The organism is Rhodobacteraceae bacterium S2214, from assembly GCA_025141675.1.
In the GTDB taxonomy this organism is placed as follows: Bacteria; Pseudomonadota; Alphaproteobacteria; order Rhodobacterales; family Rhodobacteraceae; genus Yoonia.
This window is the reverse complement of sequence record CP081161.1, coordinates 2,538,148-2,558,153: the sequence shown is the minus strand read 5'-3', so window position 1 is coordinate 2,558,153 and position 20,006 is coordinate 2,538,148. Positions and strand designations below refer to the sequence as shown.

Annotated in this window: 17 protein-coding genes; 11 read left to right on the top strand and 6 right to left on the bottom strand. The window is 56.8% G+C overall.

All coding sequences use genetic code 11. From position 1 onward, the window contains the following. Positions 1 to 138 precede the first annotated feature (138 nt). Genes nadA through nadC form a run of 3 tightly spaced genes read left to right on the top strand, consistent with a single transcriptional unit; the run spans position 139 to position 3,604 of the window. Positions 139 to 1,188, top strand: coding sequence for a quinolinate synthase NadA (gene nadA / locus K3729_12800; protein ID UWR01049.1), 1,050 nt, complete (start codon positions 139 to 141; stop codon positions 1,186 to 1,188). Positions 1,189 to 1,193: 5 nt separating this feature from the next. Continuing rightward, complete coding sequence (locus K3729_12795) at positions 1,194 to 2,759, top strand: L-aspartate oxidase (protein UWQ98328.1); 1,566 nt, start codon at positions 1,194 to 1,196, stop codon at positions 2,757 to 2,759. After that, a complete protein-coding gene (nadC, locus tag K3729_12790) occupies positions 2,756 to 3,604 on the top strand; it encodes a carboxylating nicotinate-nucleotide diphosphorylase (protein UWQ98327.1) in 849 nt (282 codons plus the stop codon). The genes K3729_12795 and nadC overlap by 4 nt, the downstream gene beginning before the upstream one ends. Positions 3,605 to 4,096: 492 nt before the next feature. Here the strand turns inward: nadC and K3729_12785 are convergent, their stop codons facing one another. The 5 genes from K3729_12785 to K3729_12765 are packed head-to-tail and all read right to left on the bottom strand — an operon-like array spanning position 4,097 to position 9,094. Continuing rightward, a complete protein-coding gene (locus K3729_12785; protein UWQ98326.1) occupies positions 4,097 to 5,539 on the bottom strand; it encodes an aldehyde dehydrogenase family protein in 1,443 nt (480 codons plus the stop codon). After that, positions 5,539 to 6,279 (bottom strand): sulfotransferase family protein, encoded by a 741-nt coding sequence (locus K3729_12780; GenBank protein UWQ98325.1) that lies wholly within the window; start codon positions 6,277 to 6,279, stop codon positions 5,539 to 5,541. Before K3729_12780 ends, K3729_12785 begins: the two co-directional genes overlap by 1 nt. Next, positions 6,272 to 7,105, bottom strand: a complete 834-nt coding sequence (locus K3729_12775) for a hypothetical protein (GenBank protein UWQ98324.1) — start codon at positions 7,103 to 7,105, stop codon at positions 6,272 to 6,274. The genes K3729_12780 and K3729_12775 overlap by 8 nt, the downstream gene beginning before the upstream one ends. Then, positions 7,098 to 8,180, bottom strand: a complete 1,083-nt coding sequence (locus K3729_12770) for an aromatic ring-hydroxylating dioxygenase subunit alpha (GenBank protein UWQ98323.1) — start codon at positions 8,178 to 8,180, stop codon at positions 7,098 to 7,100. The genes K3729_12775 and K3729_12770 overlap by 8 nt, the downstream gene beginning before the upstream one ends. A 26-nt stretch (positions 8,181 to 8,206) precedes the next feature. Then, on the bottom strand, positions 8,207 to 9,094 hold the full coding sequence (locus tag K3729_12765) for a MurR/RpiR family transcriptional regulator (protein UWQ98322.1): 888 nt from the start codon (positions 9,092 to 9,094) through the stop codon (positions 8,207 to 8,209). A gap of 67 nt (positions 9,095 to 9,161) precedes the next feature. Between K3729_12765 and K3729_12760 the strand changes: the two genes are divergently transcribed. The 8 genes from K3729_12760 to K3729_12725 all read left to right on the top strand — a co-directional run bounded on the left by K3729_12760 (position 9,162) and on the right by K3729_12725 (position 18,904). Then, positions 9,162 to 11,600, top strand: a complete 2,439-nt coding sequence (locus K3729_12760; protein UWQ98321.1) for an FAD-dependent oxidoreductase — start codon at positions 9,162 to 9,164, stop codon at positions 11,598 to 11,600. A gap of 14 nt (positions 11,601 to 11,614) precedes the next feature. Continuing rightward, on the top strand, positions 11,615 to 12,679 hold the full coding sequence (locus tag K3729_12755) for an alcohol dehydrogenase family protein (protein ID UWR01048.1): 1,065 nt from the start codon (positions 11,615 to 11,617) through the stop codon (positions 12,677 to 12,679). Beyond that, entirely contained in the window at positions 12,676 to 13,782 is a 1,107-nt protein-coding gene (locus K3729_12750; protein ID UWQ98320.1) for a mandelate racemase, read from the top strand. Before K3729_12755 ends, K3729_12750 begins: the two co-directional genes overlap by 4 nt. Next, a complete protein-coding gene (locus K3729_12745; protein ID UWQ98319.1) occupies positions 13,779 to 14,882 on the top strand; it encodes a mandelate racemase in 1,104 nt (367 codons plus the stop codon). The genes K3729_12750 and K3729_12745 overlap by 4 nt, the downstream gene beginning before the upstream one ends. A gap of 3 nt (positions 14,883 to 14,885) precedes the next feature. Continuing rightward, positions 14,886 to 16,163, top strand: coding sequence for an aminotransferase class III-fold pyridoxal phosphate-dependent enzyme (locus tag K3729_12740; GenBank protein ID UWQ98318.1), 1,278 nt, complete (start codon positions 14,886 to 14,888; stop codon positions 16,161 to 16,163). A gap of 269 nt (positions 16,164 to 16,432) precedes the next feature. Next, on the top strand, positions 16,433 to 17,065 hold the full coding sequence (locus K3729_12735; protein ID UWR01047.1) for a tyrosine-type recombinase/integrase: 633 nt from the start codon (positions 16,433 to 16,435) through the stop codon (positions 17,063 to 17,065). Between the two features lie 429 nt (positions 17,066 to 17,494). Beyond that, complete coding sequence (locus tag K3729_12730; protein ID UWQ98317.1) at positions 17,495 to 18,313, top strand: hypothetical protein; 819 nt, start codon at positions 17,495 to 17,497, stop codon at positions 18,311 to 18,313. A 54-nt stretch (positions 18,314 to 18,367) separates the two neighbouring features. Continuing rightward, positions 18,368 to 18,904, top strand: coding sequence for a hypothetical protein (locus K3729_12725; protein UWQ98316.1), 537 nt, complete (start codon positions 18,368 to 18,370; stop codon positions 18,902 to 18,904). Positions 18,905 to 18,907: 3 nt separating this feature from the next. On the opposite strand, the gene K3729_12720 is transcribed toward K3729_12725, so the two are convergent. Further along, positions 18,908 to 19,912 (bottom strand): Hint domain-containing protein, encoded by a 1,005-nt coding sequence (locus K3729_12720; protein UWQ98315.1) that lies wholly within the window; start codon positions 19,910 to 19,912, stop codon positions 18,908 to 18,910. Positions 19,913 to 20,006 lie beyond the last annotated feature (94 nt).

Here is a 20,006-nt window from a genome sequence, read left to right as displayed (position 1 = left end):
CAGGTCGCGGACTATTCTGTCGTTGCGGGCGACCGCGCGAATGGTTGGATTCGTGAGCAATCTAGGGCTAATCTACCAGATGTTGGACTGACGTCGTTTCCCGTGTATTAGGGCTCAAAATAATTGGAAATGCGCGATATGCTTGACTTGCCACATCTTCGAACCGTTCTTTCAGAACACTACGATCTGACGCCCTCATCTGAGGTCGCTCAGGAATTGGCAGATACGTATGCGCGCATGGAGCGGGTCGTGACACCGCCGGACTGGGTGACCTATGCCCCCTATGTCAAAGCAATCAACGCGCTGAAGAAAGAACGTAACGCCGTTATCTTGGGGCACAACTACATGACGCCCGAAATCTTTCATGGCGTGTCCGACTTCGTGGGCGACAGCTTGCAAATTGCAATGAAAGCGCAGGAGGTCGACGCGGATGTCATCGTTCAGGCCGGTGTGCATTTTATGGCTGAGACAACCAAAATCTTATGTCCGGAAAAAACTGTCTTGATGCCCGACATGGACGCCGGATGTTCCTTGGCTGAAAGCATTACAGCAGATGGTATCGAAGAAATGCGGGCCAAGTACCCCGGTGCACCAGTTGTCACCTATGTGAATACCACTGCTGACGTTAAGGCCGCGTCTGACATTTGCTGCACGTCCTCAAATGCGTTGCAAATCGTGAATGCAATGGAGAGCGACACGGTCATTATGACGCCAGATCAGTATCTGGCACAAAACGTAGCTAATAAGAGCCACAAGAATGTCGTCTACTGGCCCGGCTCTTGCATTGTGCATGAACAATACACCGCACAAGACCTGAGAGAATTCCGTGAATGGAACCCGGGCACGCGCCTTATTGCCCACCCCGAATGCCCGCCTGACGTCGTCGCCGAGGCTGACTTTTCCGGATCAACCAGCGGCATTCTCAAATATGTCACTGATGAAAAGCCTGAAAAGGCGATGTTGATCACCGAGTGTTCTATGGCTTCCAATATTGCTGACCAATTGCCAGAAGTGGACTTCGTTGGCCCCTGCAACATGTGCCCTTACATGAAGAAAATTTCGCTCGAAAAGATCCTTTGGGTCCTTCACACGGGCGAAAACGAAGTGTTCGTCGATCCTGAAATTGGCAAGAAAGCCCGCGCTTCGGTGCAAGCGATGATCGACATGTCCCGCAAATTGGGTCTCTAACCCAAATGAAAAGCATCCAAACTGATCGGATCGTCATCGTCGGCGCGGGCCTCGGGGCGATTTACGCAGCACTGCGACTGGCGCCGCGTCCTGTTGCAATGATCTCGCCTGAAAATCTGGGAGAAGGGGCAAGTTCGGCTTGGGCGCAAGGCGGCGTTGCAGCCGCAATGGACACCGCTGACAGCGCCCAAAGCCATGCTGCGGATACGGTGAAAGCAGGAGACGGTACAGTTGACCCAACAGTTGCTAATCTGGTCACCGAGGAAGCACGCGAACACATCCTTCACCTGACGGCACTCGGCACACCTTTCGACCGGAAGGCCGATGGTGGATACGTGATGTCACGCGAGGCCGCACATAGCTACGCGCGCGTCGTGCGTGTCAAAGGTGACCAAGCAGGTGCAGAGATCATGGCCGCCCTGATCGAACGCGTTAAAGAGACGCCATCGATCCAAGTTTTAGAAGGCACTATGGCTGTTGATCTTGAGGTGTCCGATGGGCGGGTAACAGGCGTTGCGGTCCAATCTGCAAATGAACTGCGCTCTGCTCCTGTGATGTTGCGGGGCAGCGCTGTCTTGCTCGCAGGCGGCGGGTCTGGCGGGCTTTATGCGGTGACGACAAATCCGCCACGTATTCGCGGGCAGGTCATCGGTCTGGCCGCGCGCGCCGGCGCCGTTATCTCTGATGCTGAATTTGTGCAATTTCATCCGACAGCAATGGACGTTGGTGAGGACCCCGCGCCCTTGGCAACCGAAGCCCTTCGCGGTGAAGGGGCGATCCTGACGAACAAGGACGGTGAACGTTTCATGCAGGCGTTGCATCCAGACGCAGAGCTCGCACCGCGCGACATCGTTGCCCGCGCCATCTTTGCGCAAAGCCAAGCTGGGCTACGCCCAATGCTTGATACGCGTGATGCCCTAGGCGAGGCGATCAAGTCTCAATACCCTGCGGTCGCTGATGCCTGCGCGCGCAATGCAATCGATCCGGCAACCCAGCCGATACCGGTGGCAGCCGCTGCGCATTATCACATGGGCGGGATTGCAACGGACACTGACGGACGTGCGTCATTATCCAATCTTTGGGTCTGTGGCGAAGCTGCATCGACCGGATTGCATGGTGCCAATCGTCTCGCTTCAAACGGTCTTTTGGAGGCGTTGGTTTTTGCACGTATTTGTGCCGATGGCATCGCGACAATCGTTCCCGAGACAACAGCTGAACGCATTCGAATTTCATTCGAAGACGGCGGCACGCCGCCCGATCCAGATGCCGTGGCAGAGCTACGTCATACGATGACTGGCTGTGTTGGCGTTGTGCGCGATGCTAGTAGTTTGAAATCGGCCTTGCGCAAGATTGCGGGCCTTGAAGCGGCGAACCAGACCAGTGTGTCCTTCCTTAATATGACCGCGACCGCCACGCTTATAGCGGTATCCGCGTTGAAGCGCGAAGAAAGCCGCGGTGCGCATTGTCGTTCCGATTTCCCTGATACGATCGCTGGTGATGGCAAACGGTCGCGGCTTACGCTCCGCGACGCCTTGGCCATACGGTCCCAAATTTGCAAGGAAGCATCATGAGCTTTTCTAACGTTCCCGACTTGATCCTAGAACCGATGATACGCAACGCGCTTGTGGAGGATCTGGGCAGTTATGGCGACGTCACAACCCGCGCTGTAATTCCTGCAGAGACAACGTATACCGCGCGCCTAAATGCCCGCGCTGATGCCATTGTGTCCGGTATGCAGGTGGCACGGATCGCGTTTCATCTCGTGGATTCGTCGCTCGAGATCAAAACGCATGTTGCGGATGGCCATCCTTGTAAAACTGGTGAAACTCTTATGACGATAGAGGGCAGCGCTGCCTCCATCTTGTCAGCCGAGCGTGTCGCCCTGAATTTTGCCGGCCGCTTGACGGGGATCGCAACCAAAACGGCCTCATTCGTGACTGAGGCGGCCGGTACTGATGCTCGTGTCACATGCACCCGTAAAACAACGCCGGGCTTGCGCTTGGTCGAAAAACTGGCCGTGTTGCATGGCGGCGGATTTAATCACCGCTATTCGTTGTCAGATGCGATCCTAATCAAAGACAACCATATTGCAGCGGCAGGTAGTGTTCGGCAGGTGCTAGAAGCTACGAAAGCCCACGCGAGCCATATGATGGCCGTGGAGATTGAAGTGGATCGGTTGGACCAACTGGTCGAAGTTCTTGACGTCGGCGGGGCCTCAGTTGTCCTATTGGACAATATGGACAACGATATGCTGCGCGAGGCGGTGGCCCTCGTGGACGGTCGCATGAAAACCGAAGCCAGCGGCAATGTCACCAAAGAACGTATTGCGTCGATTGCAGCGACAGGTGTCGATTATATCTCATCGGGTGCGCTGACCCATTCGGCACCGACCGTCGATCTTGGTTTGGATTTTTGACGCCAGAGTTCCCTTGGAACTTACAATCAAGGAAAACCGTCATTAGTATACGCCGCAGCATCAGTCGACTTAGGCTCTGTGCGGACGAATGCACTGGCAGTGAAACAGGGCTTCAACACGTTCGGACAACCTGCGCGCCGCGCAACTTTTGTTAGGTCATACGAAGGTCGATAGCACAGTGCGTTATCTGCGCGTTGAGCTAGAAAATGCGTCAACCACCGCAGAACGAACCGACATCTGATTGAAGTTGGCGGATAAGTAAATTGCCGCGAAATGCGGTTTAGTATTTGCCCTTTTTCGCTCGTTTGAACGGCTGGTTTAGTGAAATTTCCGCGCCGCCAAAATTATGGTGCTAGGCACGCGAGCTAATGCTGCGTCAGCAAAGTAGAAAAAACGAATGTCGGGAAAGTCCCGCGATGCGGACCTCGGTGCGTCGCGGGGAGAATGTCCGCCGTGAGCCCAACCTGTGAATTCGTTTTTCTCGCTGCGCGCTCATCGAAGCTTGATCGCGACGTTCTTGGTCTGCACATAGTTCCAGAGGGCTTCGCGGCCCTTTTCTCGGCCGTATCCTGATTTGCCATAACCCCCAAACGGTGTTTCGACACCACCAGCATACCATTCATTGACGAAGACTTGGCCAGCCCTCAGCTTACGAGCAGCCGTCGTTGCGCGATCGAGATCGCGGGTGAAAACGCCGCCGACAAGACCATAGGGTGTTCCATTTGCGATTCTGATGGCGTCCTCATCGGACGTGAATTTCAGGACGGACAGAACCGGCCCGAAGACTTCCTCATTTGCGATGGTCATATTGGGGGAGACGTTCGTCACAATCGTTGGTTCAAGAAACGCACCGGGGATGTTCATTTTGCGACCACCAGTGGCGACATGCGCGCCTTCGCGTTGAGCTGCCCCGACCATGTCGGCGGCACGGTCGCGCTGCGCCTCAGAGACCATCGCGCCCATTGTCGGGCCGAATTCGGGTTGGTCGATGCCGGGCTTGACGGTTAACGATTGCGCCACGCTGACCATGCGTTCGACCAGTTCATCGTGGATGCTGTCATGTGCGATCACACGGCTCATGGCAGAGCATACTTGCCCGGCGTTGAAATAGATGCCCCAGCGAACATCATTTTCAAAAGCGTCCAGATCGGCGTCATCATGAACGATAGCGGCGGACTTTCCGCCCAACTCTAACACGCATGGCACAACATTTTTGGCCGCAGCGGTGGCGATGGCGACGCCGGTCGGGACAGATCCTGTGAACACAATCTGGTTGACGTGCGGGTGGACTGACAGCGCAGCACCCGCCTCGCTTCCAAGACCGCACAGGATATTGACCGCGCCCTTGGGCAGGCCCACAGCCTCGGCTGCATGGGCGAGCCACGCGTTGCTAAGCGGGGTCAGTTCAGGCGTTTTGATCACGCAAGCATTACCCGTGGCCAAAGCGGCAGACAAAGATCGCGCGGTCATTTCAATGGGGTAGTTCCACGGGATGATCTGGGCCGAAACACCAAAGGGTTCATAGGTCGTGAAGTCAAAGTAGCCTTTGCCAAGCGGGATCGAGCGCCCTTCAACCGTTTCGGCCTGATTGCCATAGTATTCGAAATACCGTGCGGCGCCTTCCACTTCGATCCGCGACTCCCAGAGTGGTTTGCCCTGTTCCAGCGTCAGAACTTGCGCGATCTCATCGATATGTTCGATCAGATACCGGCCCATAGCCTGCACCATGCGCCCACGTTCAACAGGCCGCAGATCAGAAAGCGCACCGGACAGATGCACACGCTGGGCGGCCATGACAGCACGGTCCACGTCGCCCGCATCAGCAAGAGCTTGTTCCGCCAGCTTTTCGCCTGTGCCGGGGTTGATTACATCGATCCGCCCCGCGCCGCCGTCGACCCAAACCCCATCTATGTAGTTCTGCCAATAGGTCTTCATTAGGGTTTGATCCGATGCTGAAAAAGGTGATCGTAATGTGGCTTCATTCGCCTGTGGACGCGGCGCACGCGTTCAGGGGCCTCCGCCACTTCGAGATAGCGGCGCACCTGCGGCGTCAGGCCTGTCGATTGTGCGAGGTTGGCGTGAAACGATCCACCATCCCACCAGCTATGCGCGGACGGGTCACCGCCCGGCTGCCAAGACATGGCGTCTGGCATGAACTGGATGCTAACAGCATCGCAGAATGCCGCGACCATTTTATTGGGGTCTTCCAGCAGGTCGTCACTGTCGATCACAGGCGGCGGGGTGCCGTTCAACGCCCATAACAGATCGAACAGAGCGCGCTGTTCGGGAAATCCAACTTCGAGTTCATCGAAGTCAGGCCATTTGTTGAACATGGACGATATCGTTTTAGCAGGATCACGGATCAGGAAGGCGTGGGTGAAATGGGACAGGAAATCAGGCGTCCACATGTGGTTGATGTAATGGGGGAAGTCTTTGAGAAACACAGGCCCTTTCTTGGCGCGCGCTTGAATGTCTTCCCAAACACTTCCAATGGTCAGACCTGCCGTGGTTTTCTCGCCTACTTTGTAGCGGGGCCAGAGCGGGTCTTCGCCCTGATACCAAGCCTCGCCAAAGGGTTCGTGCAGGCAGTCAAGGTCACCCCGTTGGCGCATCATCCATTCAAACGCCGTTGAGGTGGAGCGTGGGATCGCCCAAAGGGCGACAATCTTATGCATGCAGGCTCTCCAACAGTATGCTTTGCGGCGTGGTTGGAGCGATACCGAGGTCCTTCATGATCCGCCAATACAGCGCCGTGTCATGGCCGATGACCGGTTTGCCCAGCTTGGCCTCCGTATCGCGGGCAAGATGCAGTGGGCGTTGTGGCAGCCCGTTCGGACCACTGCGGAAATTACACATACCGTTGATCAGATAAGCATCGGCTGTTGGGGCTTGCTCGGCGACGAAAGCGAAACTCTTGTCGAACAAATCGCCGTCAAAGATCCAGCGTTTTGCGTTCACGGCCTCTTGGTCTGGAAACCATCTTTGATCGACAAAATTGCCAGCCCAAAGAACATCAAATCCGGCTTCGCGGAGGAAACCCGCAGTGCCCTGCCACCAGTCGGGCCAATGATAGGCGGCGTTCAGCGCAACCTTTTCGACGTTCATCGCGCGTAAGGCTTCGACCATAGCGTAGCCAGCCATGTGAAAACGGGTCTCATATTTGTCCGACAGATCGGCGCAGTGTTGGCGTATTCCTTCGACGCCCAAACCGCTGGCATGAACCCAGTTCGACCCGACCTGTCCGCAGACATCGACGCCATTGCGGGCCATGCAGTGCACGAAGTCTTCCAACATGCCGAAGTTCTGTTTGCGCTGATCCAAGCCGTGCACGTAGTCCGGCACATGTAGCATCCAACCATGAACGCCGACGCTGTCAGGGGCCATGCGAAGAAAGTCCGAGGGGGCTGCGTCAAAATCAAAAGGTGGGCTGGTAAACCCAACTTGATGGGGGAACAGCTTTTGCTCAGCTGTCCATTTATCGGGCATAACCAAATCAGCCATCGATTGCCTCACGCATCCAGCGCTGTAGGTGCATCACCGGATGTTCAGAATTCACCCCGCCGCACGGGTCGATTACGAGCGGTCCGGGCCTATATCCGCGTGAGCCAAGCCCGCGTTGCACGCTTTCTACAAGATGAATGTCTTCCTCCACCGTGGTCTCGCGGTCCTGCACGGCCAGTTGCCGCACTTTGGGGTCATCCACGCCGCCCACCGAATACCACCCTCGCCAAACCACCACGTGATCCGCATCTATGGCGCGCCAGTGATACGTGTTCAGCACATTGCCCGGATAGACCTGAAACGAAAACATTGGCCAGAGGAACCAGCTGGAATACTCGTATTGATGCGCGAAGCCAGAATGAACGTCATAGGTCATATCCTCAAGGCTTTGACACTCGGTTGTGTGGCGCAAGCACTTGCCTTGGGGTTGGATGTCATAGGTTTCGGGCTTCACCACACCATTGGCAAAGGTCGGGTGGTTCAAAGAACAATGGTAGCATTCGGAATAATTCTCGACTGAAACCTTCCAGTTGCAGTTTTCCGGTATATCAACCCATTCCAGCGGCTTGAGGTCAGCCCAGTTGGGCACCCATTCGGTCAGCTCGGCGCGGGCACCCGGAAACCACTCTTCCATCGGGGCGGCGTTTGGGTCGAGGTTCACGAAAACGAAGCCGAGGAATTCCTCTGCGCGGACTTCGGTCAGGCAAACGCTGGACTTGTCGAACCCCTCGACGGCCTTGATATTGGGGCCTGCGCGCAACTCTCCGGTAAGTTCATAGGTCCACGCATGGTAGGGGCAAACCACGACCCGTGTTGTGCCCGTGCCGCTGACCAATTGATGCGCGCGGTGCTGGCAGACGTTGTAGAAGACGCGGATCTTGTCATCCCGCCCGCGGATCGCAAACAGGCTCTCTCCGGCGATCTCGAAGGTGGCGTAGTCGCCAGTATTGGACAACTCAGAGGCGTGGCAGCCGAATTGCCATGTCTGGGCCAGCAGCCCCGCGTTCTCAATCTCAAAAACCTTTGGATCGGTGTAGTAGCGCGCGGCCAATGATCGGATCGGATCCTTTTCCATGCCTACCGCTTCGCTGCTTGAGGCCATCATTTGTCCTCCGAATGGTAAAGGCCAAGTTCATGGCGGCGTTTGTGGAAAGTGGCAACGCGCTCGGGAATTTCATCGCTCGCGACGGCAATGACAAAGGACAGCAGCGTTTCAAGCAGTGCGATGATGCTGACGGAGGACGGGAAGAATTGCGGCGTGTCCACTGAGACGACAAACCCGTGGCTTGCCAGCCGAATGATCGGGCTGGCGGGGCTGTCAGAAAGCGCGACGATGGTCATACCTTGTTCGTGTGCGATGCGAACGGCCTCCACCACTTCGGAGCGATAGGGTTTGCAGGTGATGGCAATGAGTACGTCGCGGCTATCTGCCCATGCCAAATCATCGACCGGCGTTGATCCCGGACGTGGGATGGCGTGGAATTCGGTCATGCCGGTTGACGCAAGATAGGTGAAGTTGCGTGCGACGGAATTGTTTACGCCAACGCCAAGAGTGAACACGTTACGAGCAGCCCAAATCGCCTCGGCTGCCTCTTTCAGGTCTTGGGTTGAGATATCGGCAAAGGTTTCTTCAATGTTGCCCAGCACGTCACGCACCATATCGGCGTAAAGCCCGCCAAGGTCGCCCGACTTGCGGATATCTTGCAACCAGCGCGCGCGGTCAGGGAAGTCTGCCGCACCGCGCCGGATCGCCTCGCGAAATGGCGCGCGGAAATCCTCGTACCCCTCAAAGCCAACCTGCCGCGCCATGCGCACGACGGTGTTGGGCTTTACGTTTGCGGCCTCGGCAATCTCGCGCACTGTCGAAACCCCCACATCGCGGGGGTTCTCCAATACATAGGTTGCGGCCTTACGCGCCTCAGGTGTCAGTTCAGCGAGCTCGCCTGCCAGACGCTCGAGAATCGTATTTGATACATTTGTCCCATTCATGATTGACGATGGTAGATTTGTCCAATTAGCCTGTCGAGAGAAAAACGACTCATAAGAGGACATTCCATTGGCGAATGAATTTCCAAGCCACGCACGCGTTGTCATTGTTGGCGGCGGCGTCATGGGCGTAGGCCTTGCATATCACCTCGGCCACGAGGGATGGGGCGAAGACACCGTGCTGCTTGAGAAGGCAGAACTGACGTCCGGCAGCACATGGCACGCAGCAGGGCAGATCACCCACTCGACCTCCAGTTTTGGGTTGGGCAAATGTGTCGATTACAACATCGGGCTTTATTCCAGTGGATTGGAAAAAGAGACCGGCCAGCCAGTGACATGGCACGGCTGCGGGTCGTTCCGCTTGGCCTATACTGGGGACGAGATGGATTGGCTGCGCCATACGCTGTCGGTGGGGCGTTCGCTTTGGTTCAACATCGAACTGGTGGGGCCGGACAAGGTTGCCGAGTTGCATCCGTTCTACAATCTCGACGGTGTCCTAGGTGCGCTGCACACGCCAGACGATGGCCACGTCGACCCGACCAACGTTACTATGGCGATGGCTGCGGGTGCCCGCCAGAAGGGTGTGAAAATCATCCGCCAGTGCCGCGCGACCAATATCACGCAATTGCACTCAGGTGAGTGGCAGGTTGAGACGGACAAAGGCACGATCACCTGTGAACACGTCGTCAATGCAGGCGGAACCTATGCCCGCCAGATGGGCGAATGGTCGGGCCTGCAACTGCCGATGACATCGATGACGCACCATTATTTTGTGACCGAGCCAGTGCCAGAGTTCGAAGCGCTGGATACCGAACTCCCCGTCATCCGCGACGACAAGAAGGTGTCGGGCTACATCCGGATGGAGCAGAAGCGCGGGCTGATCGGGATCTACGAGAAGGAGAACCCGAACTCCGTCTGGCATGATCACTGCCCTTGGGACTACGAAAACTGGTTGTTTGATGCCGATTATGATCGCGTCATGCCTTATCTTGAGGAGTCTCTAAACCGCATGCCAATCTTTGCGGAACTTGGCATTCAGCGCGAAGTCCACGGAGCGATCAGCCACCCGCCTGACGGTAACCCGCTGATCGGGCCAGCCCCCGGTGTGACGAACTACTGGTGCTGCTGTGGCACGCAAATCGGGATCGGCTGGGGGCCCGGTTTGACCCGCGAACTGGCCCGATGGATGGTCAATGGAGCCGCCGATATTTCCATGCGCGAGTATGACCCGCGCCGCTTCGGAAGCTACGCCACGAAGGATTGGCAGGTGGTTAAGGCTGAGGAGGATTATTGCCTGCGCCACGAAATTCCGTTTCCGCATTTCAACAGATTGGCAGGGCGGCCGATTAAGCCGTCACCTCTTTATGAATTGCTAAAGTCCAAGGGCGCGGTTCACGAAGAAGTTTACGGCTTTGAACGCCCCCGCTGGTTTGCCCGCGATGGCGTGGCACAAGAGGATCACTATTCCTTCAATCGCACCGCTGTGGACGATGTGGTCGCTGCGGAAGTCAAAGCCGTGCGCGAAAACGTCGGCATCATGGACGTCACCGCTTTTACCAAGGTCGTCGTCGAAGGGCCGGACGCCTATGCGCTGCTTGATCGCCTCACAGCGAACCGCATGCCGCAAAAGGTGGGGTCGATCACGCTAACGCACATGCTGAACCGCGCTGGACGGATTGAGTTGGAAACGACGATCGTGCGGATGGCTGAGGATCGATTTTATCTCGTTTGTGCCGCATTCTTCGAACAACGTCTCCTTGATCACCTGAACCAGAACCGTTCGGATGAAGACGTCACAATCACGGCGTTGTCGTCTGACTGGTCTGCGCTGTCCTTAAACGGACCACGGGCGCGAGAGGTGTTACAGAAATGCACGGATGCTGATCTAAGCAACGCAGGCTTCCGCTGGCTATCCGCGCAGGAGATTACGGTCGCTGGACACAGCGTTTGGGCCTTTCGGATGTCCTACGCGGGCGAGCTTGGTTGGGAATTCCATATGCCAAGTGCAGCCTGCCTTGATGTCTTCAACGCGCTTTGGGCCGCAGGCGAGGCCTATGGCATCGCTAACTACGGCAGCTTTGCGATGAACGTGATGCGCATGGAGAAAGGGTTCAAAGGCGCTGGCGAGCTGACCAATGAGGTGACCTTGGCCGAGGCAGATGTTCTGCGATTTGCCCGCTCTGACAAGGACTACCTTGGGCGCGACAAGACACTGAACACCGATCTGCCGTGGATCTGCGCCTATCTGGAGATCGAGCCGGATGGAAAGGCCGACGGCCACGGTGGCGAGGCTGTGATGTTGAACGGGCAAGTTGTCGGCTCGACCGCGTCGGTGGTTTACGGCCCCACTGTCGGAAAAATTCTTGCCTTCGCTTACATCAAACCCGAAGCCGCCAAACCCGATACCGCGCTTGAGGTGGTGATCCACGGCAAACCCCGTGCGGCCCGCGTTTTGGGCGAACCTGCCTATGATCCTGAAAGCCTAAAACCACGCGTAGACGCGCCATGACACTACCAAAGACAATGCGGGCGATGGTTACAATGGGCCATGGCGATCTGGATCAAATGGTCCTGCACGAGGATTGGCCCCGCCCGGACCCCGCGCCGGACGAGGTTCTGATACGCGTCGGAGCATGCGGGCTGAACAACACTGATGTTAACACGCGCTCGGGTTGGTATTCCAAGACAGTGACGGATGCGACGACGGGTGGCGCGTTTGAAGAAGTGGGTGAAGACGACCCCACTTGGGGCGGCGCGCCAATCACCTTTCCACGCATACAAGGTGCCGATGTCTGCGGGGAAATTGTCGCCGTAGGCGCAGAGGTTGATCCGTTGCGCATCGGCGAGCGCGTGATCACCGACGGTTGGTTGCGTGATGCGAGCGATCCCGAAGACATGAACAAGACGGGCTATTTCGGGTCGGAACGCGACGGTGGATTTGCGCAATACACCACGACCCCGTCGCGCAACGCGCTCGCTGTTCAATCGGATTTGACCGACGCAGAACTGGCGACCTTCTCGTGTTCCTATTCCACGGCCGAAGGCATGCTGACCCGCGCCCACGTCCGTGCAAACGACACTGTGCTGGTTCCCGGCGCATCGGGTGGCGTTGGCGGCGCGCTGGTTCAGCTGGCCAAACGCCGCGGGGCGCGCGTGATCGCCATGGCGTCTGACGCCAAACAGGAAGATGTCGCGTTGCTGGGCCCCGACATGATCCTGCCCCGCGCGCCTGATGATCTGCGCGCGGCCTTGGGTGACGACAAGATCACTGTCGTGGCAGATGTTGTTGGCGGCCCATACTGGTCAACGTTAATTGACGTGCTGGAACGCGGCGGGCGCTACACCTGTTCGGGTGCGATTGCAGGTCCCATGGTCGACCTCGACCTGCGCACCTTCTACCTGCGCGATCTGACATTTACCGGCTCTACCGTGATCACGCCCGAGGTCATGCCAAACCTGATCCGATACATCGAAAATGGCGAAATCAAACCTGCCTTGGCGGCGACCTATCCGCTGGGTCAATTGCGCGAAGCTCAGGCAGCCTTCATTGCCAAGAAACACACCGGCAACATCGTGGTGACACCATGAAGATCACACGTATTTCGGTCTATCAGGTCGACCTGCCGCTGGAGCATCCTTATTGGCTTTCTGGCGGTCGGCTAAAGTTCGGTGTCTTGGATGCAACGCTGGTCAAAGTAGAAACTGATGCGGGGTTCATCGGGTGGGGCGAAGGCACACCTTGGGGGCACACCTACGTGCCCGCCCATGGGCCAGGCATACGTGCCGGCATCGAGACGATGGCACCTTTTATCATTGGGCTCGATCCGCGGCGTGTTCTGGATGTCGAACGTGCGATGGACCTCGCACTGCCCGGGCACCTTTATGCCAAAAGCCCTATAGACATGGCGTGTTGGGATATCGCTGGCCAAGCTGCGGGTCTGCCAATCGCCGATCTGATGGGAGGCGGATCACGAACTCCGCGCCCCATAGCCTCGTCCGTTGGCGCGAAGACGGTTGAGGAGACCCGGGCTGTGATCGACCGTTACCGCCAGCGCGGCTATGTCGCCCATTCCGTCAAAATCGGCGGGGATGTGGAGCGTGACATTGCCCGCATTCGCGATGTCGAAGACATCCGCCGGGATGGTGAGATTGTGCTCTATGACGTCAATCGTGGTTGGACACGCCAGCAGGCACTGCGGGTCATGTCGGCAACCGAAGACTTGAACGTGATGTTCGAACAACCTTGCGAAACGCTGGATGATATCGCGGCGATTGCTGGCAAACATGCATCCCCCGTTTCGGTCGATGAGACTCTGGTTACTCTTCAAGACGCGACCCGCATCGCGCGCGATGGGCTGGCCGAGATTTTCGGCATCAAGCTCAACCGTGTTGGCGGGTTGACCAAAGCCGCGCGGATGCGTGATGTCGCTTTGGCCCACGGGATCGACATGTTCGTCATGGCAACGGGCGGCTCCGTTCTGGCGGACACCGAAGCGCTGCATTTGGCCGCGACGATACCGGACGCCAATTGTCACGCGGTCTGGGCCTGTCAGGATATGCTGACCGTCGATATCGCCGGTGGCCGTGGCCCGCGCAATGTTGATGGTCATCTCCATTTACCCGAAGACGCGGGCCTTGGTGTTCATCCCGATGAGGATGCGCTTGGTGATCCAGTGGCGGTGTATCCATGAAGGTGACAGGCATCTCCCTTTGGTCCGTCGATCTGACCAGCCACGAAACCTACTACATGGCCGAGGGAAAGACTTGCGACACGGTCAAAACTCATGTGCTCTGCCTAGACACGGACAGCGGGTTGAAAGGCTGGGGAGAGGTCTGCCCGATCCCGCACTACCTGCCAGCCTTTGCCGATGGTGTGCCGAGCGCAGTTACCGAAATGGCACCGGAAATTCTTGGGACATCACCGTTTGGAGTTGATGCGCCGATGCGCACACTGGATGGATTCCTGCAAGGCCACCTGCACGCAAAATCCATCGTGGATATGGCGCTTTGGGATCTGTTCGGCAAAGCGACCGAGCAGCCACTTTATACCCTGCTTGGCGGGCGAACCCGCGCCGACATGCCGCTTTACCATTCGATCACCTGCGTCGCACCGGACGAGATGGCGCGGATCGCCCGTGACGCCTACGATACGGGCATCCGTCAATTTCAGGTCAAACTCGGCGCGGATGCAGACTGGCAGGCGGATGCGGAACGATTGGCCAAAGTACGCGAGGCAGTAGGTGACGGGCCATTGGTCTACGGCGACTGGAATTGCGGCGCGACGAAATTGCAGGCCACGCGCACAGGCCGCGCGGTTGCGCATCTTGATGTCATGTTAGAGCAGCCGTGCAAAACACTTGAGGATTGTGCCGCCGTTCGGCAGGCCACTGGATTGGCGATGAAAATCGATGAGGGTGCATATGATCTAGCATCCTTGATGCGTGCACATGAGCTTGGCGTGTTGGACGCGGTCGCGCTGAAGCTGTCGAAATTTGGAGGGCTGTCCGCCATGCGTCGCGCCCGTGATCTGACCCTGCATCTGGGTGCGGAAATCTGTGCCGAATGCACGTGGGGGTCTGACATCGTTACCGCCGCGTCGCTGCACTTCGCGGCTTCGACCCCGCGGGGCGCATTGCTGAACACCTGTGATCTGTCGTCCTACGTCAGCCCGCGCGTAGCACCTGATTGCCCGACCCGCAAAGATGGCCGCATTGCCCCGCCCGAAGGCGCCGGCCTTGGCGTCACTCCCGATATAGACACCCTTGGATCCCCCATACTTGAACTGGCCTAAACCATGCAAAAACTGACATCACAATCTGAATGGATCACACGCGCCCGCGCAGTTTTGCCCGCAGGCGGATTTGGCAATTTCGATCCCGGCATTGTGATTGCGCGCGGCGACGGCAGCCACGTTTGGGACGAAGACGGCAACGAATATATCGACTACCTGATCGGGTCTGGCCCGATGTTGCTTGGCCACGGCCACTCCGAGGTAATGGAAGCTGTATTGGAACAACTTCCCAAAGGTATGACCTTCTTTGCCAACAACGCCAAAGGTATCGAGCTGGCAGAGGCCATTGTGGATGCGGTCCCATGTTGCGAACAGGTCCGTTTTGTTGCGTCAGGCGGCGAGGCCGACATGTACGCTATTCGTCTTGCGCGCGCCTATACTGGCAAAGATAAAATCCTGAAGTTCGAAGGCGGTTACCACGGAATGAGCGCGGAGGCCCAGATGAGCCTTGCACCCGCCGAGCGCGTCAATTTTCCTCAAGCGGTGCCAGACAGCGCGGGTATCCCACAGGGCGTCGCGGACCAGATGCTGATCGCACCGTTCAACGATTTAGCAGCTGTTGAGACTTTGCTGAGCGAACACGACGACGTCGCAGCCATCATCGCAGAACCTCTGCAACGGATCATTCCCGCCGCCCCCGGTTATCTTCAAGGCCTGCGCGATCTGTGTGACAAGTACAGCGTCTTGCTGATCTTTGATGAAATCGTCACAGGGTTCAGGCTGGCTTATGGCGGCGCGCAGGAGCGGTATGGCGTGACGCCCGATATTTGCACACTTGGCAAGATCATTGGCGGCGGGTTCCCGCTCGCCGCCCTCGGAGCCAGCGCCGAGATCATGCAGCATTTCGACAAATCCATCGTGGGCGGTGACAGATGGCTCATGCAACTTGGGACGCTATCGGGCAATCCGATTGCAGCGGCGGCGGGCCTCAAGACCATGGAAATCCTCAGACGCGAAGGCAGCTATGACCGCTTGCGCGAAGTTGGTCGCGCATTGCAGGACATGCAAAGCAGCGCACTCGATGCCGCAAGTATTCCGCACCAAATTTGCGGGGATGAAACATTGTTCGATATCTTCTTCACGACCAGTCCCTGTCGCGACTACCGCTCCGCCAAGCATGATGATCCCGCACGCAACGCGACCTACAATAGCACGCTGCGTCAGCATGGGATTTTCAAGTCCCCGGGTAAGCTCTACCCGTCACTTGCGATCGCCGAAGAGGATCTGGAACAGACGAAAGCCGCTGTCGAGCATGCTGTGCGGTCCATTTCTTTGTCCTGAGCGACATTTCGTTCACAGCACCTAATGCGTCTACGGGTAGACAAAGATTTGTCGTTGAGAGAGTGCAAAGATGTTGTCAAATGATCGCCGTGCTCTGACGCTGTCGCAAGGCGCTGTACTGGTCGATTTGGGCTCGTAGCAGCCAGATGCAATTGCAGAGTTACTGCATGAGAGTTCCGTTTCACGACGATCATTCGAACGAATGCTATGTTGTCTTCGTCAGCGCGGTGCTGATGTCAGGGTGTGGAGGGTGGATAGGAGGGCATATTATGCCAAGAGTCCAACTTCCCGCAGTCACCCCAAAACACAATGCATGGAATAAAGGTCGGATCATCGGTCAGAAACGACCGCTGCTTCCGAAACAGGTGTGGGCCATCCGCGCCCGTCTAGAACTTGCGGGCTATCTTCGTGACCTTGCACTGTTCAACGTTGCAATCGATAGCAAGCTACGCGGCTGCGATCTGGTCAAACTCGCCGTGGCCGATTTGGCCAAAGAGGACCGTGTTCGCGAGCGGGTATCAGTGATCCAGAGTAAGACCAAGAAACCCGTTCAGTTCGAACTGACTGAAAACACTCGTGATACCGTCATTGCATGGGTAAGGTCGCCTGAGATGATCGGGTGCCGCTTTATGTTTCCGAGCCGTTTCCATGACCGCCCGCATATCTCAACACGTCAATATGGTCGAATTGTGCGTGATTGGGTAACGCCGATAGGTTTGGAACCCAGCGGATACGGGACACACTCGATGCGTCGAACCAAAGCTGCTGAGATTTACCGCAAAACGGGCAACCTTCGCGCTGTGCAACTTCTGCTTGGCCATACGAAGGTCGATAGCACCGTGCGTTATTTAGGTGTCGAGCTGGAAGATGCGTTAAACATTGCAGAAAGAATCGACATCTGAACCTGTTGGCGAGCGGTTATACCGTTCGCCAATGCAAAGCGGTCCTGTGTTACCGTCGCAAAATTGGTCCTTCGCGATCGCGCTAGGATTTATGCGGCGCGATCTAGACTAGTTTTACTCGTAAGAACGACCGGTTCGGTGACGCCGACGGTGGAGCAGCGATCAGGCTTCCGCACATGCGAGAAAATGCTGCGTCAGCAATAGCCGCGCCTGCATAAGTCCGGTTTGTCCCGCAAAGCGGACATCTCCAATTAAAAATCCACATCCACTTGCTTTCGCGCCCGTATCTACTTCGCCCTAATATGTCGCATTCCTTCCATCGCATTTTCAGCCCCAACAGGCGTGGAAACGACGCGTGGCGATGCGATCGCGCTTGCCACTGCCGTACGATTCCGAAATGCTCATTGGTAGTAATCTACGAGGTATCAGATGTTCACAAAACTCCGTCTCTTATTGCAGGCGTTCAAAGCTGTCCGTAGCGGCGATTCCGACCAAATCGACGCCGTCACCCGTGCAGCCATGGCAGGCCCAAACTCGTCGCTAAGCGATGCTGCACAAGACACGTTGTTTTCGCCGTCCTCAGACCTTTTATACCCTGTCGCATCTCAATTGACGGACGACCACATCGCAATGATCCGCCGGATGCGACTGGATTGGAACGGCACGGAATCCGGTGCGCCGCAATGCGTGCCATCGCATAGCTTTACGGGGGGCAAAGCGCCTGATCTGATCCGGACCTTGATCGGTGACGCGGACGACATTGCGATCGCGCATTTCATGGTGGCTTTGCGGCCGGCTTTGTCGATCTTCATGGACACGGCAGAGCTGAAACCAGGGACATATCCATTGTCCAATATGGATGCAGATGGGCTTGCGCGCAGCAAACGCGGACTGGACAATGCCGACACGCTTTTTGCGATTTCGCCTGACATGACGATGACCGTCACGGACGCTGACATCGCGCTTGCCAAGGCGGCTCAATGGGAATGGCCGGACGAAGACGATATGTACGGCGCGTTCGAAGCGGGGGACATCGCAGGGCCAACCGTTGATCCCAAACGGCCCTATGGCGACATGACTTATATCGCGCTGGATATGCACCGCGTGCTTGGATGGCCGATTGAGGCACGCACCGAAAGTGGCCACATCGGTATCTCTGACGAACAAGAGGCTGAAGCGACGCGGCTTCACTTCCGGCAACTGGGAACGATGCAGGCGTTCTTGGAACATGCGACGGTGACGGATTGATGGGGCGTCGTCACAACGTAAGGATTTGTTAACCAAAATACCCGACCAAGAGGTATGCGGTATCTGACACTTCCTCTCATTCTTCTCCTAACTGCCTGCAGCGGCGGCGGTGGCAATTCGGTCGTTGATCCGATCGACGAACTACCCAAGTTCATTGAACCCGAACCTGATCCGACACCCACTGGGACCGCCTCTTATCGGGGGCCAACGACGCTGGCCTTTGTGCCCGTATTATCGACTGCCGTAAATTTAACTGGCACCATGTCGCTCGACGTCGACTTCGATGGGGGGGCAGAGCCGGTCACGGGTTTCGCATCAGGTTTTGAAACGGCATCGGGGTCGGCGGTCACAGGGCAGTTGTTCCTAAGCGGGGGCAGCCTAAACGACACTGACACAGCCCTATTAATGTCCAGCCAGTTGTCAGGATCACTTCGGTCCGGAACTGATAGCTATCTGATTTCGGGGCAAATGGCTGGCGAGGTTTTAGAGGACAACCAAAGCGCCATCGCAGGGCGCATCAGCGGCATCGCACAACAACTGGGTCGCAACGCGCCATTGTCGGGCAGTTTCCAAGCGGGGCGGGTGCCTTAATCGTTAATCCGAGGACGCCTTGCGCAACAATTCAACGGCATCCGGTTGCGACAGCAAGCCTTCCTGTACTTCGTAATCCAGATGCGGGCGATGCGCGTGACCGGCGCCAGACGGGTTCACACCTTCAGGCAAAGCAGCCCGTGTTCTGGGATCAATCAGCAGAGATTCCGCAGCGATCCCTTCGGCGTAGATGATCTGGTGATTTTCGAACAACAGCTGGAAATAGTCTACAAAACCATCGTCTTTTTGATATACGGTCTCGCCGTTGATTAAATGACGGACCTTCACTAACACCTCTGACCGACCGGCGCCAAGACGATCCTGACGTTGATACACAAACAGCCGATGGTCAGGGCTGACAATCAGATCGTTTTCATTATGCAAAACGCCCTTCTTGATCACGACAGGGGCGTAGCGGCCAATGGCGCGCAATGTGGTCTGGCTGATCCACTGGATTTCTTGCGGGCCATCGTCACGCGTCAACACTTTGTCGCCGGCCTTCAGGTCTTCAATCGGGGTCTGCCTGCCGGACGCCATCGTAATGTGCGTGCCCCGTGTGAAGGACACACAGGCGACTTCGGCAAAACGGGTCACGGCGGATTGGCGATCAATACCAACCAAACGGTAATCCGTATCGGTCTGAATGTTGGCAAGCGGCAAGAAGTAGATATCCTCGACGCCATCCGCTTCGATTTCAACGAAGATCAACCCTTCAAAGGTTGTCCCGTCGGGCGCCATGACGGTGATGCAGGAATCCAGAATGACTTGGTTGCCCGAGGTCCCGAATTGGCTGTCTTCCATCAGTAAAAAACCGGGGCCATCTTCGTTGACGGCCATCGTCAACCGACCGCGCCGCGCTGACCTGTGCAGCTGATAAGTGTCGTCCATGACTAATTCATCTGCAAACGAAAGCGTGTCGCCTTCGGCAACGCCCTCTGTCACCAACAGATCAGCCGCCCGATAAACGATAATCGTTTGTTTTGTCAGTGGGTTAGTCGATTGGGACATGCAGAATGCTCGGGAAGATGGGTTACTCAAACTTTAATCGATAGGTTACGTGCGCGGCAGGATAAGGTCAACGCGACCGTAACACATTCGCAGC

Coding starts and splice junctions, on each gene's coding strand:
- K3729_12755 (UWR01048.1), top strand. CDS start 11,615: ATGCGGGCGATGGTTACAATGGGCCATGGCGATCTGGATCAAATGGTC.
- K3729_12795 (UWQ98328.1), top strand. CDS start 1,194: ATGAAAAGCATCCAAACTGATCGGATCGTCATCGTCGGCGCGGGCCTC.
- K3729_12770 (UWQ98323.1), bottom strand. CDS start 8,180: ATGGAAAAGGATCCGATCCGATCATTGGCCGCGCGCTACTACACCGAT.
- K3729_12740 (UWQ98318.1), top strand. CDS start 14,886: ATGCAAAAACTGACATCACAATCTGAATGGATCACACGCGCCCGCGCA.
- K3729_12720 (UWQ98315.1), bottom strand. CDS start 19,912: ATGTCCCAATCGACTAACCCACTGACAAAACAAACGATTATCGTTTAT.
- K3729_12780 (UWQ98325.1), bottom strand. CDS start 6,279: ATGCATAAGATTGTCGCCCTTTGGGCGATCCCACGCTCCACCTCAACG.
- nadC (UWQ98327.1), top strand. CDS start 2,756: ATGAGCTTTTCTAACGTTCCCGACTTGATCCTAGAACCGATGATACGC.
- K3729_12730 (UWQ98317.1), top strand. CDS start 17,495: ATGTTCACAAAACTCCGTCTCTTATTGCAGGCGTTCAAAGCTGTCCGT.
- K3729_12725 (UWQ98316.1), top strand. CDS start 18,368: ATGCGGTATCTGACACTTCCTCTCATTCTTCTCCTAACTGCCTGCAGC.
- K3729_12735 (UWR01047.1), top strand. CDS start 16,433: ATGCCAAGAGTCCAACTTCCCGCAGTCACCCCAAAACACAATGCATGG.
- K3729_12745 (UWQ98319.1), top strand. CDS start 13,779: ATGAAGGTGACAGGCATCTCCCTTTGGTCCGTCGATCTGACCAGCCAC.
- K3729_12750 (UWQ98320.1), top strand. CDS start 12,676: ATGAAGATCACACGTATTTCGGTCTATCAGGTCGACCTGCCGCTGGAG.
- K3729_12785 (UWQ98326.1), bottom strand. CDS start 5,539: ATGAAGACCTATTGGCAGAACTACATAGATGGGGTTTGGGTCGACGGC.
- K3729_12775 (UWQ98324.1), bottom strand. CDS start 7,105: ATGGCTGATTTGGTTATGCCCGATAAATGGACAGCTGAGCAAAAGCTG.
- K3729_12765 (UWQ98322.1), bottom strand. CDS start 9,094: ATGAATGGGACAAATGTATCAAATACGATTCTCGAGCGTCTGGCAGGC.
- nadA (UWR01049.1), top strand. CDS start 139: ATGCTTGACTTGCCACATCTTCGAACCGTTCTTTCAGAACACTACGAT.